This is a genomic window from Pseudomonas leptonychotis, assembly GCF_004920405.1.
Lineage (GTDB): Bacteria > Pseudomonadota > Gammaproteobacteria > Pseudomonadales > Pseudomonadaceae > Aquipseudomonas > Aquipseudomonas leptonychotis.
The window spans coordinates 787406-806286 of sequence record NZ_RFLV01000001.1 but is presented as its reverse complement, the minus strand read 5'-3'; the positions used below and the strand labels follow the sequence as shown (position 1 = coordinate 806286).

Below are 18881 nucleotides of genomic sequence, written 5' to 3'. Positions count from 1 at the left end.
GTACTCGGCTGAAAGCCATGTAGGGGACGATCTGTCGCAGGCGTGCATGGTCTCGCATTCGAGCGCTTTTACAGGGCTCGGGGCATGCGGCCTATGCTAGAGTGCCAGCCATCCAAATACACCCTCCAGTGGCGCGCCTTAGGCGCTGCTGGCCTACTCTGGCTGAGTTACATGCACTACATTCTTCTGTGTTTCTTCATGCTGGTGCCAGGCTTGGCCGGGGCATTGGTTTTTGACGAAAATACCCGCAGCTTGCCGCTCGGAAAAGCCATGTCGGTATTCGAAGATGTGCGCGGCGATGCCAGCATTGAGGACATCACCTCACCGGCCTTGCAGGCCAGCTTCCGTCAGCACGACAAAGGGGTGTTGAACGCCGGTTACTCGCGCTCGGTGTTCTGGTTGCGCCTGGACTTGGAATACCGCCCGCATCAATCGGTGGGCGCGCAACCTTGGTTGCTGGAACTGGCGTATCCACCGCTTGATCATGTGCAGCTGTACCTGCCGGATGCGCAGGGGCGCTATCGGCTCAGTCAGCACACCGGCGACACCTTGCCGTTCTCCAGTCGCGAGATCAAACAGCACAATTACGTGTTTGAACTGAGGTTGCCACCGGCGCAGCCGCAAAGTGTTTACCTGCGCTTGGAAAGCCAGGGCTCGATTCAGGCACCACTGACCCTGTGGGCACCCAATGCCTACCTGGAAGAACAGCCAGCGCGCATTTATGTGCTGGGGATCATTTACGGCGTGCTGCTGGTGATGCTGATCTACAACCTGTTTATCTTCCTCAGCGTGCGCGACACCAGTTACCTCTACTACATCCTCTATATCGCCTCGTTCGGCTTCTATCAGTTGTCGGTTAACGGCGCGGCTATTGAATACTTCTGGCCCAACAGTCCCTGGTGGGCGAACGCGGCCACGCCTTTTCTGATTGGTGCAGCGGCGTTGTTCGGCTGTCAGTTCGCCCGCAGTTTCTTGCATACCGCCGAGCACAGCCCTTGGGTTGATCGTGCCCTATTACTGATGATGGCTTCTGGCGTGCTGGTGATGACCTTGGCGCTGACTGCCAGCTACGCGCTGTCGCTGCGTCTGGCCACTTACCTGGCGCTGGGCTTTACCGTGGTGATCTTCAGCGCCGGCATCCTGGCCTGGATGCGTGGCATGCGTGTGGCGCGCTATTTCATCATCGCCTGGACCGCCTTTCTCGCCGGCGGCATGGTTAATACCTTAATGGTGCTGGGCTACCTGCCCAATATGTTCCTGACCATGTATGCCAGTCAGATCGGCTCGGCGCTGGAAGTCGGCTTGCTGTCGCTGGCGTTGGCTGATCGCATCAATGCGATGAAGGAAGAGCGCACCCGGATTTTGCGTGAGGCCGGGCTCAAGCTCGAAGCCTTCAACCAGGAGCTGGCCAACAGTAACCGCTTGAAGGATGAGTTCCTCGCCACCGTCACCCATGAACTGCGCACGCCGATGAATGGGGTGATTGGTTCGCTGGAGCTGATGCAGATGCTCGACATCGACGGTGAGCTGGCGCATTACCAGAGGACTGCCGCCAGCTCGGCTCGCGACATGATGCGCATGGTTAATGACATCCTCGCCCTCACCGAATTGCAGGCCGGGCGCCTCTATCCGCGTCGCGAGCCTTTCAGCTTGCGCGGCTTGTTTGATGGTTTGTGCGCGCAGTTCGCGCCCCGTGCCGAGGAGAAGGGCCTGCGCTTTATCCTGGAGCTGGACGATAGCCTGCCGGATACCCTGGAAGGCGATGCCAGCAAGCTGCTGCAGAGCCTCAGTTGCCTGCTGGATAACGCCATCAAGTTCACGGTGCAGGGAGAGGTGCGGGTGCGCGTCAGCCGTGGCGGCATGGCGCGCGATATTTTGCCGTTGCGCGTCGAGGTGATCGACACCGGCGTAGGTTTCGCCGTGCCGGCCGACAGCAAACTGTACCAGCGCTTTCAGCAGCTGGATGGCTCGATGACCCGCGAATACGGTGGCCTGGGTATTGGCCTGGCGATCTGCCGGCAACTGGTTGATCTACTGGGGGGGGATCTCAGCCATGAATCCTGCCCCGGCCAGGGCAGCTGTTTTCGTCTAGAGCTGCCGTTGGCGTTGCCGGTGCAGACCAGCGCTGCTGCCGCAGCCGTCAAGCCTGTCAGTGGCCCGGCTGTGCGCCAACCAGGGCAGTGCCGGGTGTTGATCGTTGAGGACAATGCGATCAACCAGCTGGTGACGCGCGGCATGCTGCTCAAACTGGGCTATCAGGTGCGTACCGCCGACAACGGTGCTGAAGCCTTAGAGGTGCTGCGCACTGAGGCCATTGATGCGGTGCTGCTGGACTGCCAGATGCCAGTGATGGATGGTTTTGCCACCTGCCGTGCACTGCGTAACCTACCTGGTTGCCAGGGGTTGCCGGTGCTGGCGATTACCGCCCACAGCCACAGCGGTGACCGCGAGCGCTGTCTGGCGGCGGGTATGAGTGACTACCTGGCTAAGCCGGTAAAGTTTGAGCAGCTGCGCAGCCTATTGCACGACTGGGTGCTCAGTCGCGAGGCATAGCGGGCTGTTGAGGGTGGCTGTCTCACCTAGGCCTAACCGCATCCTGCGAGTGCTATTTCTTTCTGCGCGATAGGCGCCAATGAGTGGCCGATATGCCTGCCGTTGTGCCCGGAATCACTCTTTAGCCATGATCTGAATCCTGATTCACTAAGGAAGTTATGAATCAGGATTCAGGTCATGGCCTATCGCACCACCGCGCTGCGCATCGACCTCGACCACGCACTGCGTGAGCGCATCATCAACGCCGCCCTGGCGCGCGTCGCCGAAGGCGGTTTTGCATGTTTGACCATGCAAGCCTTGGCGGACGATGTGGGCATCGCGACGGGGAGCCTTTACCGCCATGTGCGCAACAAGGGCGACCTGGCCTCTGAGGTGTTTGCGCTCGCCAGTCAGCGCGAGGTTGATGCTTTAGCAGTCACCATGAAGGCTGAAGGCAGCCCGGTGCGGCGCCTGGCTGCTGGGGTTGAGCGTTTTGCGGCGCGGGCGTGGGACAGCCGCCAGTTGGCCTTCGCGTTGATTGCCGAGCCGGTTGACCCGCAAGTCGATGAACAGCGCCTGTTCTACCGTGAAGCCTATGCCGAGCTGTTCGTTGAGCTGCTGCACGAAGGTGTAGCACTTGGCGTGTTCCGCGTGCAGCAGATCAATCTGGTGGCCGCTTGCCTGGTCGGTGCCATTGCCGAAGCCCTGGTCGGTCCGTTGTCGCCGCCCGCACGTGCGGCCCGCGAAGCCGGTTATCCCGCCCCCAGCCTGATAGATGTCAGTCAGGCCCTCGTTACTTTCTGTCTACGCGCCGTGGGCGCTCAACTGCCTGAAGAGGAACCTCAGTCATGAACGCCAGTCAGCACGCTGAAACCCATGAAGTGTTTAATCAGGTGCCGTCACTGGACGGCGCCAACCAGTACCGCATCGACCTGCCGCTGCAGGAGTGGAGCAAACGTTTTGGCGCGGGTTGGGCCGAGCAGCGCTTGGATGTATATGGCGGTTTGGCCGGCGGCGAATTGATGGCGGCGGGCTTTCTCGCTAACGAAAATAAGCCGGTGTTCAAGAGCCATGATCGTTATGGCCATCGGGCTGATTTGGTGGAGTTTCACCCCGCCTATCACCAGCTGATGAGCGCCGCCATTGAACACGGCCTGCCGTCCATGCCCTGGACCGACCCGCGGGCTGGTGCGCAAGTGGCCCGCGCCGCCATGAGTTACCTGCACAGCCAGGCCGAGGCGGGCAGTGGTTGCCCGCTGACCATGACCTTCGCCAGTGTGCCGGCGCTCAAGCTGCAAGGCGATGTGGCCGAGAAGTGGTTGCCGAAAATTCTCTCCAGCCAGTACGACCCGCGCAACCTGCCGATCGAGCAGAAAACCGGCGCAACCATCGGCATGGCCATGACCGAGAAGCAGGGCGGCACCGATGTGCGCGCCAACACCACGCGCGCCTACCCGGTCGGTATGGGCGGCCCCGGTCAGACCTATGAGCTGGTCGGCCACAAGTGGTTCTGCTCGGCGCCGATGTGCGACGCCTTTCTCACCCTGGCTCATACCGAGAAAGGTCTGACCTGCTTCCTGCTGCCGCGCCACCGCCCGGACGGCACGCGCAACGAGTTCTATATCCAGCGCCTGAAAAACAAACTGGGTAACTGGTCGAATGCTTCCAGTGAGGTGGAGTTTCGCGGCGCACTGGCCTGGATGGTGGGTGAAGAAGGGCGCGGCGTGCCGACCATCATCGAGATGGTGTCGCTGACCCGCTTCGACTGCATGATCGGCTCCAGTGCGTTGATGCGTCAGGCCTTGACTCAGGCCGCGCACCATTGCGCCCATCGCCAGGTGGGCGGCCGTGTGCTCAGCGAACAACCGCTGATGCAGAACGTGCTGGCTGATTTGGCCCTGGAAAGTGAAGCGGCCCTGGCCCTGACCCTGCGCATGGGCAAGGCGCTGGATAACGCCCATGACGAGCAGGAGGACAAGTTCGCGCGGCTGGTCACTGCTGTGGGTAAATATTGGATCTGCAAGCGTGCGCCAGCGATGATCAACGAGGCCGCCGAGTGCATGGGCGGCGCCGGTTATGTCGAGGACACCATCCTGCCGCGGCTGTACCGCGAAGCGCCGGTCAACTCCACCTGGGAAGGCTCCGGCAATGTGCAGTGCCTGGATGTATTGCGTGCCCTGTCCAAAGAACCCGGCGTGCTCGATGCGCTGTTTACCGAACTGGGTGATGGCCATGGTGATGTACGCTTGAAGGCGCATATTGCCCAGCTGCAAGCGGACTTCCGCGACACCACCGATATCCAGTATCGCGCCCGTCAACTTACCGAAGACGTGGCTCTGGCGCTGCAGGCCAAGCTGTTGCTGGAAGCCGGCAATGCGGCGGTGTCCGATGCCTTTATCGCCAGCCGTCTGGGCGGTCAGGGTGGCCGGGTTTACGGCACCTTGCCGCGTGGCTTGGATGTTGAGGCGTTGCTGGCGCGCAGCACACCGCATCTGGTCTGAGGTGTACGCTCTCTAGCAAGGGCATTTAGGCGAATTGTGGTGTTCTGCTTGAACCTGAGCCCGGCCCTCTGCGCCGGGCTCTGTCATTTCTGCGTGCGGCCGGGTAAGGTGGCCGCCGATGGTTCCGCAGCGTGTTACGCGAGTGGATGAAAAGGGAACATGGTGGGTACTGCAACACGTACCGAAGCCATGGCTGCCCCCGCAACTGTAAACGGTGAGCGACGCCCCTATACCACTGGCCGCAAGGTCGGGAAGGTGGGCGAAGTGTTAAGCCGTGAGCCAGGAGACCTGCCATCGAAGCCGGGCACTGATGCCCAATCCCTCAATCCAGATCATCGCGCGGTGGGCGCGGTACAGGAATCTCTATGCACATCGAACCAGAAGTCGTTACTGGCGCCAAACTCTTCCTCAGTTATGCAACCGCCGCAGGTGCCTTAGGCCTCACGGCCAAGCTTGCCCTCGACAGCGTGCGCGATAACGGTGGCTCCGCTGCCCTAGCGCTACGCAGCCTAATCACCACCGCCTTGGTGTTCTGCTTCTTCGAAGTCTTTCCGCATCAAGCGGTTGGCGTTTCTGAGGTGCACCTGATCCTCGGTTCAACCTTGCTGCTGCTGTTTGGTGCCGGTGCCACGGCTATCGGTTTGGCGCTCGGTTTGCTGCTGCAAGGGCTGCTATTCGCTCAGTTCGACTTGCCGCAGTACGGCATGAACGTCACCACCTTGCTGGTGCCGTTGTGGGGTATCAGTCTGCTGGCCAAACGCCTTATCGCGCCCGGCACTGCTTATGTGGATCTCTCCTACAAGCAGGCGCTGGCACTGTCGACGGCTTATCAGGGCGGTATCGTCGCCTGGGTCGGCTTCTGGGCGGTCTACGGCAACGGCTTCTCCGGCGAGAACCTGGCGGCCGTGGGCAGCTTCGGCCTGGCCTATATGAGCGTGATTCTGCTTGAGCCGCTGGTCGACCTCGGCGTACTGGCTGCGGCCAAGGCGCTGTCGAGTTATAGCCGTGGGCCGTTGTTTAACGCGCGCCTGCATCAGCCGGCCTGATTGATCAGCGGCGCCGCTGCCAGATTAGCTTGCCGGTATTGCTCTCAGTGACCAGGTACTGGTCACTGAAGCGATAGTAGGCGGCAGGCTGATAATCACTGCTGCCCTGCATCTGCACTTCCAGCAGGCCGTTGTTGCTCTGCCAGCGACCGCTGTATTGCAGCTCGCCAGGGCTGTCGTAGTTCCAGTCTGCGCCGCCCGCTACGCTGCGCGTCCACTGCGAAACGCTGCCGTCATCACTCAGTTGCAAAATCATCTGGGTGGTCATGGAGGCGAAGCTGGCGCCGTCGCTGTTGATGATCTTCTCGTGCACCCAGGTGCCGATCAGCGCTGGGTCGCGTGTTGCACTGCTGCTTGGGCGGCTACTTTGCGTGGCTGCTGCAGCGCTAAGGTTTTGCCGATGGAACAGCGCCTTGCGCTCCAGGGTTGCCCCGGTAGTCGGATTGCGCGCAGCGATATGGGTGTTGAGCACGCCGTTGGCGTAGGTGGCATTCATATTGGCGATCAACTGCCCGGACTGCGGCTCGCTGATCTGTGCGCTGAGTAACTGGCCGTCAAAGCTGCCGCTGATTTGCAGGCGCAACCTCGCCCCTTCTACGTACTCCCCCGTGACCTGCTGGCCTTGGCTGCGCAGGTACATTTCGGCCGGCTGACCGTCGAGCGTTGTCAGGTAATGGCCGTCCAGGGCGTCGGCCAATAAGCATGGGGGGAGCAGGCACAACACAAGTGTGAGCAAGGCGCGGTGCATGGATCTTCCTCTAAAGGGGGGCTGACTGAAGATTAGCTGCTGTTGCTTGACCTGGGTGCCGCCCCGCGCATGCAGACTGCTGGCGAACCTACTTAGGAGTGTGTCGCCATGACCCGTGAACAGGCTTTTTGGCAAGAGTACCAACTGTCCCGCGCTCAGCGCGGCCTTGATCCAGCCGCTGAACTGCGCCATTTGGAGCGGGCGCACATCCTCGGTCAGCGCTATTTCAGCGAGCACCTGCGCAGTCACCTGTGGATGCTCGCCTGGGCCTGGCGTCAGCGCGACGTGGCCGAGGGCCTGGCGCAGCTGTTGCGCATTCCCGGTAGTATCGGTTCGCTATTGGGGGTGTTTCCTCTGGGGAATCCGGGCTCGCGGCGGGTTGGCGCGTTGACTCCGCAGCCGTTGCCTGAGGACCTGAAAGCTCTGCTCAAGTAGCCCGCAGCGGCAACGCCGCGCTATCGCATGCGCGGCGGATCAGGGCAAGATAGAGCCATTGAGATCAGCCTGGAAGGTGCCTTGTGAACCCTTGTTCCGATGACTTTATTGTCGCCAATACCGCTGAAGAAGCCGTGGACCGTCTGGCCGCCTTGCACCTGCAAGCGACTACGGCCCTTAGTCAGGCGCTCAAGCGTTACCTGAAGGAGCGCGCCAAGCCGGACGTCGCCCAGCAATGTCAGTTTCGCTACCCCGAGCTGCGCCTGATCTACCAGGGCCAGGGCGAGGTACCAGCCAGCGTGCGTGCCTATGCCAAGGTGCAAGTGCCGGGCACTTACAGCATCACCGTCACCCACCCGGCGGCGTTTCGTAAGTATCTGCTGGAGCAGTTACGTCCGTTGATGGGCGACTTCACCGTGCAGGTGGAAGTGGGCATCAGCCAGCAGAATATTCCCTACCCCTATGTGGTTGAGCAGGGCGACGAGCTGGCCGGTTCCGGGGTGACTGCTGCCGAGCTGGCGCGGGTGTTCCCCAGCACCGACCTGTCGGCCGCCACCGATGGTATTGCCGATGGCCTGTACGACTGGGAAAACACCGACCCGCTGCCGCTGGCGCTGTTTGACGCGGCGCGGGTGGACTTCTCCTTGCGTCGTCTGGTGCATTACACCGGCAGCGATTGGCGCCATGTGCAGCCGTGGATTCTGTTGACCAACTACCACCGTTACGTCGACCAGTTTATTCGCCACGGTCTGGACATGCTGGTGGGTGACTCGCGCTTCACCCGCATGGTGTTGCCCGGCAACGTAGTTATCAGTCGCGGCATGGCCGAAGGTGAGATGCAGGCGATCATCGAAACCGTGGTCTGGCACCGTTACCAGATGCCGGCTTATCACCTACAAGGTGAAAGCGAGGGCGATGGCATTACCTTGGTCAATATCGGTGTCGGCCCTTCCAACGCCAAAAACATCACCGACCACCTCGCGGTGCTGCGCCCGCATTGCTGGCTGATGATCGGCCACTGCGGCGGCCTGCGCCAATCGCAGACCATCGGCGACTACGTGCTGGCCCACGCCTATATGCGTCGTGACGGCATTCTCGACCGTGTACTGCCGCCGAATATCCCGCTGCCGGCCCTGGCCGAAGTGCAGCAGGCGCTGCAGGAAGCCGCCAGGCAGGTCACCGGCGAGCAGGGCGACGAGCTGAAAAAACGCCTGCGCACCGGCACTGTGCTGACCTACGACGACCGTAACTGGGAACTGCGCTGGGCCCAGGAACGCCCGCTGATCAACCTGTCGCGCGCCGTAGCGGTGGATATGGAAAGCGGCACCATCGCAGCCCAAGGCTATCGCCTGCGGGTGCCCTACGGCACCTTGCTCTGTGTCTCCGACAAACCGCTGCACAGCGAGATCAAGCTGCCGGGTGCGGCGGGGGCGTTCTACGAGCGCGCGGTGACCCAGCACCTACACATTGGCATCACCGCGCTCGACCTGCTGCGCAGCCAGCTCAACTCGCTGCACTCACGCAAGCTGCGCAGCTTCGACGAGCCGCCGTTCCGTTAGTCGAGGTGATTTTGTGGCCCGCCGCACAGGGTTAGGCGACTGGGCTGCGAATGGTCGCGCAGAGGGTTAGGCTGCGCGACCTGTAAATATGACAAGGAGTGTTGCATTCATGGATCGAGCCCAGGTTCTACTCGAAGGCTTGTGGGCGCCGTTCAATTTTCTTCCCCTATTCGGCTATAGCTGCCTTGGCCTGTTGCTCGGTGTGGTCGTCGGGCTGCTGTTGACCTTGCAATTGCAACGCCGAGGCTGGCTGGCGCGGAACAAGCGTTGGCATCACTGGCTGCTCAAACTGTACTTTTTGCTGTTGCCCGTTAGTGGCGCCATTCTCGGCGTGCAGGCGGGGCTGCTCTATGGTGGCCAGCAACAGGTTCAGCGCCATCTGGACAGTTATGCACCGCTGGTACAAGGCGTGGCGGATGGTGTCTGGCAGGACTTCTCCACTTACTTGCAGGCTCAAGATCAACAGATCATGACGCGCGAACTGCAGAGCACCAGTGTGCAAGCCGTACTTAATCATATGGCTGCCCAGTACCTGCAAGCGCAGCTTCTGGCCCGTGCGCCGCAGTTGGAGGAAGCCTCGTTGAGCGAGCGTATCGGCCTCAAGCTATTCGACTACTTGCAGGCGAGTTTGTTGAGCGAGGCAGTACGCGAGACGGCAGTGGAGCAGGCCAATAAATACACCAGGGTGGACCGCCAGGTGGTATTCGATGTACTCGATGCGCGGGTTGAGCAACTGTTCCAGGCAGACTTCCTGTTGGGCCTGCTCAAGCGCCAGTTGGCTCAGGTGCTCAAGCCGTTCTACCTAACGCTGCTCGTGTTGCTGGGGCTGTTGCTTGCCATGGTCGGCGCCGAATTGTGGCTGTCGCGCAGGCTGCGGCAATGGCCTCAAGGGTTCGTTGAGGCTCCAGCAGTGTCGGGGACATTGCCAGCGCAGTAGTGCTGTTCATCGCTGATTAGGCGCGCCGTATGTGTTGTGGCGCAGCGCGCTTTCCAGCCACTGGCAGAAGCTGCGGGTCAGTGGCTCGTGTTCGCTGTCGCGGTGGATCAGCCAGGCCCAGTTGGCGCCGCGAATGGTCTGTTCCACCAGCGGTTGTAATGTTCCGCTGTTACGCGCCTGCTCGGCCAGCAACTGGCTGACCAGGGCAACCCCAAGCCCCTGGCAGGCGGCATCCAGCAGCAGGCCCAGATCCGAGAAGTTCAGACCTTGGCTCTGTTGGCCGACATCCGCGCCGCCCTGGACCTGCCAGTGACTCCAGTCCATCTCCCTTTCACCGTGCAATGTCGTGCGCTCGTCTGCTGTTTGGTTCAACAAACTGGGGTGGCACGCAGGGTAGAGGCGATCTTCCAGTAATACGCGAAAGCTGCACTCGGCCTGAGCACTGAGGTCGTCGCGCACGGCGATATCGATGGTCTGGGTGGCCATGTCCGGCGTCTCATCGGTGGTCAGCAGCCACAGGTCGACCTCAGGGTGCAGGCGATGAAACTCGCCCAGGCGCGGCACCAGCCAGTGGCGGGCGAAGGCCGGCGTGGTGTTGACCACCAGTTGGTTGGGCTTGCGGTATTGCTCCAGGCGGCGGATGCCGACCGCGAGTTGCTGTAGCAGTGACTGGGTGGTGCTGAGCAGGTCATGTCCGGCGTCGGTGAGCGCCACACTGCGCCCGCTCCTGAAGAACAGCGGCTGCTCGAGAAAGCTTTCCAGGCTGCGGATCTGCTGGCTGATGGCCGACTGGGTGAGGTGCAGCTCTTCGGCGGCTTTGTGGAAACTGCCCAGACGGGCGGCGACTTCGAAGCCGCGAAGGGCGTTCAGGGGAGGCCAGTGCTTGAGCATGATTGATAAGCCCTGCTAATCAGAAGTGTGCAAAATCTATCGTTAGTCGCATGATTTTTACAGGCCTAGCATACAAGTCATCACCGCTTTTGCGGTTTTCAGTGATAACAAATTCTTAACTGAAAGGTACTTGTATGCAGCATGAAGCAGTCGTGCAGAACGCTTGGATGATGCCCGCCGAATGGGCGCCGCACGCCGCCACTTGGATGGTTTGGCCGCACAATCAGTCGCTGTGGGAGTCGACCTGGGGCGTGACCTTGGCCGAGGTGCAGGTGGATTTCGCCCGAGTGGTCAATGCCATCGCCCGCTTCGAGCCGGTGAAGCTGGTGGTCGACCCGTCGGCCATCGAACGGGCACGAGAGCTGTGCGGGGGCAATGTCGAGCTGATCGAGCTGGCCGTCAACGACAGCTGGTGCCGCGACTCCGGGCCGAGCTTTATCTGCCACCCGCAACTGGGTCTGGCTGGGGTCAGCTGGCGCTTCAACGCCTGGGGCGGCAAGTCCGATTACGACCTCGACGAAGGGCTTGCCCGACGTGTCCTCAATGGTCTCGGTCTGGAGTGCTTTGGCACCTCGTTGAGCAATGAGGGCGGCGCGATCCATGTCGATGGCGACGGCACACTGATCACCACTGAGTCGGTACTGCTAAACCCCAATCGCAATCCAGGCATGAGCAAAGCCGAGATGGAAGGTGTTTTCGCGCGCTTGCTCGGAGTGAAGAAAACCATCTGGCTGCCAGGCGACCCGGACTATGTCACCGGCGACATGACCGATGGCCACGTCGATGGCGTGTGCGCCTTCGCCAAGCCAGGTGCGCTGTTGGTCGACGCGACCCGTGAGCAGTCTTCGCTGTATGCCGAAGTGGTGCGTGAGAATCGGCGGGCGCTGGAGCTGGCCACCGACGCCCGGGGGCGCAGGTTCGAGATGCTCGAACTGTTCGAGGCCAGCGCTGCGGTGGACAGCGAGGCTGAGGTGTTCTGCGCCTCGTACACCAACTTCTACATCTGCAATGGCGCGATCATCATGCCGGCCTATGGCATCGCCGCCGACGATGAAGCGGCCGCGACCCTGCGCATGGCATTCCTGGGTCGCGAAGTGGTGCCGGTGCAGATCAATCAGCTGGCCCATGGCGGCGGCGGCGTGCATTGCATCACCCAGCAGCAGCCGGCCTGGCCGCTGCCAGGAGCGAAGTGATGAGCACGCTGACGGTTGCCACCACCCAGTTCGCCTGTAGCTGGGACCTTGAGCACAACCTCGATCAAGCCGAGCAGCTGGTACGCGAAGCGGCGGCCAAAGGAGCTCAGTTGATCCTGCTGCAGGAGCTGTTTGCCACCCCGTACTTCTGCATCGAGCAAGATCACAAACATTTGGCGCTGGCTGAGGCGTATGGCCAGAGTCGCGTGCTCAAGCGCTTTGCGGCCCTGGCCAAGGAGCTGGGCGTGGTATTGCCGCTGAGCTGGTTCGAGAAGGCCGGCAACGCCTACTTCAACTCGCTGAGCGTGGCCGATGCCGATGGCCGCCTGCTTGGCGTGTACCGCAAGACCCACATCCCCAACGCTATCGGCTATCAGGAGAAGGAGTACTTCAGCCCTGGCGACACCGGTTTCCGGGTTTGGGACACCGCCTATGGGCGCATCGGCGTAGCCATTTGCTGGGATCAGTGGTTTCCAGAAACTGCACGCTGTCTGGCGTTGCAGGGTGCCGAGGTGCTGTTGTTTCCCACTGCTATCGGCTCTGAGCCGGGCGCCGCAGCGCTGGATTCGCGTGACCACTGGCAGCTCACGCAGCGCGGCCATGCCGCCGCCAACATCCTGCCGGTGGTAGCCGCCAACCGTGTCGGCCAAGAAGTGGCCAGCACGGACCCGGCGCTGCAGATGAGCTTCTACGGTTCGTCCTTTATCACCGATCACAAGGGCCAGTTGTTGGCTGAGGCCGACCGCGACAGTAGCGGCGTATTGGTGCGCGAGCTGGATCTGGCAGTCATGCGTGAGGAGCGCCTGAGCTGGGGCATCTACCGGGATCGCCGCCCAGAAATGTATGGGCCGCTGCTGGGGCTGGATGGCAGCAACACCCATGTGCATTGGAATGATCGAGGCGTTCGGCTATGAACCTTAGCAAACCGCTGTTGCTCGCTTCTCTGGGACTTGCGTTTGGCTGCGCCCAGGCGCACGCCAAGGATGAGGCCAAGATTCTGCGTCTGTATAACTGGGCGGATTATTTCGCCGAAGACACGCTGGCCAATTTCACCGAGGAAACCGGGATCCGGGTGATCTATGACGTCATGGAGGGCAGCGAGACGCTAGAGGCCAAGATGTTGTCGGGCAATAGCGGCTACGACCTGATCTTCCCGGGTGACACCGTGGCCGAGCGTCTCATGCGCGCAGGCGCGCTACAAAAGCTGGAGTCCGAGAAGCTTGAGCACCTGGCGGATATCGAGCCAGGGCTGCGCAACCTGCAGACCCAGTATCCCTATTCGCGGCACACCACAGTGCCGTACACCTGGGGCAGCATTGGCATCACCTACAACGCAGCAGCGATCAACAAGCGTCTGGCCAATGCCCCGGTAAGCAGTCTCGACCTGCTGTTCAAACCGGAGAACGCGGCCAAGTTCGCCGATTGCGGTATTTCCATGATCGACTCACCGGACGAAGTGCTGGCCGTGGTGCTCAACTACTTAGGCCGTTCGCCTCGTAGCGCTGAGCCTGCTGACCTCAAGGCTGCCAGCGAGCTACTGGCGTCGATCAAACCCTATATTCGCAAGTTCCAGTCGCAGCCAGTTACTGATCTGGTCAATGGTGATCTGTGTCTGTCACTTGGCTACAGCGGTGATGTCACCCAGGCCCAGCGCACGGCCAGCGCTGCTGGAAAATCGATGGACTTCCAGTACCGCATCCCGCGTGAAGGCACCACGGTGTGGATGGACACCATGGCCATCCCGGCCGATGCCCGTCACCCAGAGTACGCCTACGCCTTTATCAACTTCGTGATGCGTCCGGCGAACATGGCAGCAATCAGCAACTTCACCGGTTACCCGACGTCCAGTGCCAAGGCCAGGCCGCTGGTCGATGCGGACATGCGCAACAACCCGGATATCTACGTTGATGAAGCCGCTTATGCGCGGCTAATCCCCGGCAAGGACATCCCGCAGCGCGACATGCGTGCGCGCATGCGGGCGTGGACCACTTTTAAAACCACCTCCAGTAACTGAACCACCCATTTCCGAGGGGCACGCATATGTCGACACGTCGTGATTTCATCAAACACCTGAGCCTGGGCGCGGTTGCATCTCTAGGCCTGGGTGTGAACGCCCCCCGGGTTCGTGCTGCGCTGGGCAACAGTTGGTACATGCCAGATGAGCATGGCCCGCAAGAACGGGTATTTCTGGCCTTCGCTGCTTCGGCGTCGATCTGGGATGACTGGGCCACAGCAGTGAACAACACCGTGGCCCTACTGGCCAAAACCATCGCCAAGTACCAGCCGGTAACCGTGTTGTGCCGTGCTAATCAGCTGGGGCTGGCCAAGCAGAAATGCGGTACCCGCAACGTCACGTTCCTGACCATGCCGTTGGATGACATCTGGATGCGCGACTACGGCGGTTGCTTTGTGGTCGATGGCCAGGGCGGACGCGGCCTGGTCGACTTCAACTTCAATGGTTGGGGCGGCAAGCAAGCAGCGAGCAGCGATACCCAGGTCGCCGATAGTCTCAGCTACGAAACCTATGCGACTTACATCAGCAGCATGCTCACGGGCGAGGGTGGCGGTATTGAGGTGGATGGTCACGGCACGGCAATCATGACGGAGAGCTGCTGGGTCAACAGCAACCGCAACCCGGGCATGAGCCGCGCGCAGATCGAAACCGAGCTGAAAGCCAGCCTCGGCTTAAGCAAGATCATCTGGCTGCCAGGCATCAAGGGCAAGGACATCACCGACGCTCACGTCGACTTCTATGCCCGCTTCGTCGAGCCCGGTGTGGTCATCGCCAACCTGGACAATGATCCCGCGTCCTATGATTACGCCGTGACGCGCACCCACCTAGAAATCCTCAAGGCGGCCACCGATGCCGATGGGCGCACGCTGACCGTACACACCCTGCCGCCACCCCTGAAACCGCGTAGCAACGTATACAGCAGCAACAACCCGGACTTTGCCTCCGGCTACATCAACTATCTGCCGATCAATGGTGCGGTGATCGCCCCGCAGTTCGGCGACACGGCTGCGGATAAGTACTGCAAAAATCTGCTGGCCCGGCTTTATCCGGGGCGCGCCATTGTGCAGGTCAATATCGATCCAATTGCCGGCGGCGGTGGTGGTATTCACTGTGTGACCAAGCACATGCCGCGCCTGTGATGTATTAGCTCAGGTCGGGCATTGCACGGCTGGGTAGAGGCGCAGGTGCAGAATCGGAAAGGGCCGCCCGCCGCCATCCAGTGGTGAGCGGCCTTCTACCACGAAGCCCTGGCTCAGGTAGAAGCCCAGCGCCTTGGGGTTCTGTTCATTGACGTCGACCTGGGTTGCACCGAGGCGCGTCACCGCGTTACTGAGCAGGGCGCGACCAACACCCGTGCTGTGGTCCTGTGGGTCAACGAAGAGCATCTCAACCTTGCCCTCGGCGTGGCCGAGAAAGCCGCTGATCTTGCCAGCTTCGCCACGGATGCAGCTGAGCTGAACCTGAGGGAAATACTGCTCGATCAGTAAGGGTTTGAGCAGCTGAATATCGTGCTCTTCGAGAAAATCATGGGTCGCGCGTACTGCCGCCTCCCACACTTCAAGCAGGCGCGGGAAGTCGATGGTGCTGGGTGTTTCGATCTGGTGTGGCATGTGTGGCTCATGAAGCAGTGAAAAAAGGGGCAAATCATGCGACTGATTTGCCCCTGCTGTCACTTGCTGGCGTCGAGCACCACGCGGTAGCGCGCTTTACCGGCGCGCAGGTGGTCGATGGCGTCGTTAACCTTGCTCATCGGGAAGTGCTCAACCTGCGGCAGAATCTGATGGCGGGCGCAAAATTCGAGCATGGTTGCCATGCTCGCTGGCGAGCCGACGGGCGAGCCGGACAGGGTTTTCTGCTGTGGGATCAAGCTGAACACGTGCACGGGAATGGCGCTCGGCACGATACCAACAAAATGCAGGCGGCCTTTACCTTTCAGGGTGCCGAGCAGGGCATTCCAGTCCAGGTCAGCGCTGGCGGTGACCAGCAGGAAATCCAGGCTGCCGGCAATCGCCTTCATTGCTGCGCTGTCGGTGGAGGCGACTACCTTGTGCGCGCCCAGGCTTTTGGCTTCGTCCTGCTTGCTCAGCGATGAGGTGAAGGCGGTGACATCGCAGCCCCAGGCATTGAGGAAGCGCAGCGCCAGATGGCCGAGGCCGCCAATGCCAACCACGCCGACTTTGTCGGTCGGTTTGACGTTGAATTCCAGCAGCGGGCTGAACACGGTGGAGCCGGCACAGAACAGCGGGCCAACCAATGCCGGGTCAAGGCCGTCAGGCAGCGCCACGGCCCAGGCCCAGTGGCTGCGCAGGCGGTCAGCGAAGCCACCGTTGCTACCAACAATGGTTGGTTTCACTGTGCGGCAGAGGTTGTGCGAGCCTTCCATGCAGGAGCCGCAATGCATGCAGCTGCCCTTGTACCAGCCGATACCGACGCGCTGACCGAGCTTGAGGCCGCGCGCCTGCTCACCGAGACGCACGATGGTGCCCACCACTTCATGGCCGGGAATAAAGGGGTAGCGCGCATTGCCCCATTCGTTGTCGATCATCGACTGGTCGGAGTGACAGATGCCGCAGTACTCCACGGCCACCTCAACCTCCTCGGCACCCAGCGGACCCGGGTCATAGCTGTGCGGTTCGAGGGGCGCGCCAGGGGCCTTGGCGGCCCAGCCGGTAAAGGTGTCAACGATGGATTCGGACAAACTCATGACAATAAGCCTCGGTGCGGTGAACAGGACCTGGCCAGCATAGCCCTGTCGGCCGTGAAAATGCGCCTGCATAAGCCTGGCTGATGGTTGCACGGCGGCCTCGGTTACACTGGCCACCTTGTACGGTTCACCTGGATTACCTATGCCGCGTCCGCCTCGCCCCGATTCTCCGCGCCGTCCCGCCGGCAAGCCTGCTGTGCGTCGGGTGGCTAAGGCGCCACCTGCCGAGCCGCGCTTGCTTCTGCTGAACAAGCCCTTCGACGTGCTGACCCAGTTCAACGACGAGCAGGGTCGTGCCACCCTCAAGGACTTTATCGATGTGCCCGGTGTTTATCCGGCTGGCCGCCTGGATCGTGACAGCGAAGGCCTGCTGCTGCTGACCAACGACGGCGGCCTGCAGGCGCGCATCGCCGACCCCAAGCACAAGCTGGCGAAAACCTATTGGGTGCAGGTCGAGGGCGAGCCGAGCGAAGCGCAGCTGCAGCAGCTGCGTGAGGGTGTGCAATTGAATGACGGCCCGACCTTGCCGGCTGAAGCGCGTCTGTTAGATGAGCCGCAGTTGTGGGATCGCAACCCGCCGGTACGCTTTCGCAAAAGCATCCCGACGGCCTGGCTGGAGTTGGTGATTCGTGAGGGGCGCAACCGTCAGGTGCGGCGCATGACTGCGGCGGTTGGCCTGCCGACGCTGCGCCTGGTGCGGGTGCGTATCGGCCCGTTCAGTCTGGATGATTTGCAGCCGGGGCAGTGGCGTGAATTACCGCCGCGGCTGGATTGATCAGTAGCCGGCTTTGATAACCGCGATGCCTTTATCCAACACTTCATTCCAGGCGTTGCGGGTTTCGTTGCAGTACTGCTGATCATGCTCGCCGATGGTCTGCAGCAGCGCTTGTTGCCACAGGACGTAAAGCTCAGGACGAATATCCATAGCGGCGCGGGAATGGCTGCAGCCTAGGGCGCGCAACTTGGTGTCGGGCATGCCGCGCGCATGCATCACCAAGTTGAGGATGCCCTGGCGCAAGAGCAGCTTTTGTCCGTTCATCTCGGTATTGGCGAACTTCTCGCGCACCTCAGGTGAGCTGGCGAGGAAGTGCCGGTAAAAACTGTCGAAAAAGTCTGGGCTGGCGCAGCAGCGGCCATAGCTCTGCATCACCCGGTCGGCGGTGGACATGAATACTCCTGAGAAACGGCGGAAAGCCGCATTCTAGCGCGGTTGGATGCGACTAGACGTACAGTATTCGGAGCAGGGCCGCTTTCTAGCCGTGGATGCCGCGACTCGCTTCGATAATGTAGGTGATGATCGGCTTAGCCAGGAAGGCGAACAGGCACAGGCCCAGACCGAGGAACAGGATCGCGGTGCCCATGCGGCCGGCCTTGGAGGTTTTCGCCAGGTCCCAGATGATGAAGAACATAAACACCATGAGCCCGCCGACCAGCGCGTACATCATCAGGGATTCGAACTGTTCGGTTTCCATTCGGGCCTCGTGAACCTGCAGGTGCTCGGCTGGGTGCCGACAATCGCTGTGCGGCGGCGTGTGGAATCGCGGTCGCCGTCACAGAGGGCGCGATTATACGCACCATCGGCCGCGCTGCCAGCCGACCAGGGCCAAGGTGCGGCGATCAGCCGCGCAGATGCTGCAGCGGCAACTGGGTGCTGGAGAGGATCTGCTGCAACACAAAGCTGGAGCGCACGCTGGAAACCCCTTCGATACGGGTCAGGGTGCCCAACAGCAGTTTTTGATAGTGATCCATATCTGGCACCACCACTTTGAGTTGATAGTCCGCGTCCATCCCGGTGACCAGGCAGCATTCGAGCACTTGCGGGCATTTGCGGATCTCTTCCTGAAAATGCTCGAAGCGTTCCGGGGTGTGCTTGTCCATACCGATCAGTACGTAGGCTGTCAGCGTCAATCCAAGCTGCTTGCGGTCGAGCAGGGCGACCTGGCCGAGGATATAGCCGTCGTCCTCCAGCTGTTTGACTCGGCGCGAGCAGGGCGAGGGCGACAGGCCGATGCGTTCGGCCAGGTCCTGGTTGGACAGGGTGGCGTCGCGCTGCAATTCGGCGAGGATATTCAGGTCGTACCGATCAAGTCTGTTCATCTTTGTCATGCTTTCGTTGTTTTATTGTTCTGGATGATGCGCTTATGGTGATTAATTGCGCAAGTGCTAGGTATGTCAGCAATGTTCGCAATCTTTCACTGCGCCGGCGGGCGTAAGCTTTACCTCAGTTTCAAGGCCCGGACGACACGTCCAGCTGCTTCGCCCAATCAGGCGAACGGTCGCCGCCGATCCCACCGGATCGTCACGGCCCCCGGGTCCGCACT

At 61.2% G+C, this 18881-nt stretch carries 19 protein-coding genes and 1 riboswitch; of the genes, 12 read left to right on the top strand and 7 right to left on the bottom strand.

Annotated elements, in window-relative coordinates:
• Positions 1–171: 171 nt before the first annotated feature.
• The 4 genes from D8779_RS03660 to D8779_RS03645 all read left to right on the top strand — a co-directional run bounded on the left by D8779_RS03660 (position 172) and on the right by D8779_RS03645 (position 6079).
• A complete protein-coding gene (locus tag D8779_RS03660) occupies positions 172–2553 on the top strand; it encodes a hybrid sensor histidine kinase/response regulator (protein ID WP_136663101.1) in 2382 nt (793 codons plus the stop codon).
• Between the two features lie 177 nt (positions 2554–2730).
• Positions 2731–3384, top strand: coding sequence for a TetR/AcrR family transcriptional regulator (locus D8779_RS03655; protein WP_136663100.1), 654 nt, complete (start codon positions 2731–2733; stop codon positions 3382–3384).
• Positions 3381–5033 (top strand): acyl-CoA dehydrogenase family protein, encoded by a 1653-nt coding sequence (locus D8779_RS03650; protein WP_136663099.1) that lies wholly within the window; start codon positions 3381–3383, stop codon positions 5031–5033. The genes D8779_RS03655 and D8779_RS03650 overlap by 4 nt, the downstream gene beginning before the upstream one ends.
• A 102-nt stretch (positions 5034–5135) precedes the next feature.
• A riboswitch (cobalamin riboswitch) is annotated at positions 5136–5343 on the top strand.
• 55 nt (positions 5344–5398) lie between these two features.
• The gene (locus tag D8779_RS03645) at positions 5399–6079 is read left to right on the top strand and encodes an energy-coupling factor ABC transporter permease (RefSeq protein WP_136663098.1); all 681 of its coding nucleotides are present in this window, start codon (positions 5399–5401) and stop codon (positions 6077–6079) included.
• Between the two features lie 4 nt (positions 6080–6083).
• Here the strand turns inward: D8779_RS03645 and D8779_RS03640 are convergent, their stop codons facing one another.
• Positions 6084–6827 (bottom strand): hypothetical protein, encoded by a 744-nt coding sequence (locus tag D8779_RS03640; protein WP_136663097.1) that lies wholly within the window; start codon positions 6825–6827, stop codon positions 6084–6086.
• Between the two features lie 108 nt (positions 6828–6935).
• Here D8779_RS03640 and D8779_RS03635 point away from each other — a divergent pair, with 108 nt between their 5' ends.
• The 3 genes from D8779_RS03635 (at position 6936) to D8779_RS03625 (ending at position 9758) form a co-directional block, all read left to right on the top strand.
• Entirely contained in the window at positions 6936–7262 is a 327-nt protein-coding gene (locus tag D8779_RS03635; protein ID WP_136663096.1) for a DUF3703 domain-containing protein, read from the top strand.
• A gap of 83 nt (positions 7263–7345) precedes the next feature.
• Entirely contained in the window at positions 7346–8821 is a 1476-nt protein-coding gene (gene amn / locus D8779_RS03630) for an AMP nucleosidase (protein WP_136663095.1), read from the top strand.
• Between the two features lie 109 nt (positions 8822–8930).
• Entirely contained in the window at positions 8931–9758 is an 828-nt protein-coding gene (locus D8779_RS03625; protein WP_136663094.1) for a hypothetical protein, read from the top strand.
• Positions 9759–9764: 6 nt separating this feature from the next.
• Here D8779_RS03625 and D8779_RS03620 read toward each other — a convergent pair whose 3' ends face one another.
• Positions 9765–10649, bottom strand: coding sequence for a LysR substrate-binding domain-containing protein (locus tag D8779_RS03620; RefSeq protein WP_136663093.1), 885 nt, complete (start codon positions 10647–10649; stop codon positions 9765–9767).
• A gap of 134 nt (positions 10650–10783) precedes the next feature.
• Between D8779_RS03620 and D8779_RS03615 the strand changes: the two genes are divergently transcribed.
• The 4 genes from D8779_RS03615 to D8779_RS03600 are packed head-to-tail and all read left to right on the top strand — an operon-like array spanning position 10784 to position 14995.
• Positions 10784–11842 (top strand): agmatine deiminase family protein, encoded by a 1059-nt coding sequence (locus tag D8779_RS03615; RefSeq protein ID WP_136663092.1) that lies wholly within the window; start codon positions 10784–10786, stop codon positions 11840–11842.
• On the top strand, positions 11842–12756 hold the full coding sequence (gene aguB, locus D8779_RS03610; protein WP_136663091.1) for an N-carbamoylputrescine amidase: 915 nt from the start codon (positions 11842–11844) through the stop codon (positions 12754–12756). The genes D8779_RS03615 and aguB overlap by 1 nt, the downstream gene beginning before the upstream one ends.
• Positions 12753–13856 carry an extracellular solute-binding protein gene (locus tag D8779_RS03605; RefSeq protein WP_136663090.1) on the top strand — a complete coding sequence of 368 codons (1104 nt, stop codon included), beginning with the start codon at positions 12753–12755 and terminating at the stop codon, positions 13854–13856. The genes aguB and D8779_RS03605 overlap by 4 nt, the downstream gene beginning before the upstream one ends.
• Before the next feature lie 26 nt (positions 13857–13882).
• The gene (locus D8779_RS03600; protein ID WP_136663089.1) at positions 13883–14995 is read left to right on the top strand and encodes an agmatine deiminase family protein; all 1113 of its coding nucleotides are present in this window, start codon (positions 13883–13885) and stop codon (positions 14993–14995) included.
• Between the two features lie 9 nt (positions 14996–15004).
• On the opposite strand, the gene D8779_RS03595 is transcribed toward D8779_RS03600, so the two are convergent.
• Both D8779_RS03595 and ahr read right to left on the bottom strand, forming a co-directional pair.
• Positions 15005–15466, bottom strand: a complete 462-nt coding sequence (locus D8779_RS03595) for a GNAT family N-acetyltransferase (protein ID WP_136663088.1) — start codon at positions 15464–15466, stop codon at positions 15005–15007.
• Between the two features lie 59 nt (positions 15467–15525).
• Positions 15526–16560 (bottom strand): NADPH-dependent aldehyde reductase Ahr, encoded by a 1035-nt coding sequence (gene ahr / locus D8779_RS03590; RefSeq protein WP_136663087.1) that lies wholly within the window; start codon positions 16558–16560, stop codon positions 15526–15528.
• Between the two features lie 205 nt (positions 16561–16765).
• Between ahr and D8779_RS03585 the strand changes: the two genes are divergently transcribed.
• Complete coding sequence (locus D8779_RS03585) at positions 16766–17335, top strand: pseudouridine synthase (RefSeq protein ID WP_167492560.1); 570 nt, start codon at positions 16766–16768, stop codon at positions 17333–17335.
• On the opposite strand, the gene D8779_RS03580 is transcribed toward D8779_RS03585, so the two are convergent.
• The 3 genes from D8779_RS03580 to D8779_RS03570 form a co-directional block, all read right to left on the bottom strand.
• Positions 17336–17728, bottom strand: coding sequence for a globin (locus D8779_RS03580; protein WP_136663085.1), 393 nt, complete (start codon positions 17726–17728; stop codon positions 17336–17338).
• Positions 17729–17813: 85 nt separating this feature from the next.
• Entirely contained in the window at positions 17814–18032 is a 219-nt protein-coding gene (locus tag D8779_RS03575; protein WP_136663084.1) for a DUF2788 domain-containing protein, read from the bottom strand.
• Positions 18033–18177: 145 nt separating this feature from the next.
• Entirely contained in the window at positions 18178–18657 is a 480-nt protein-coding gene (locus D8779_RS03570) for an Lrp/AsnC family transcriptional regulator (RefSeq protein ID WP_090249188.1), read from the bottom strand.
• Positions 18658–18881: the final 224 nt, after the last annotated feature.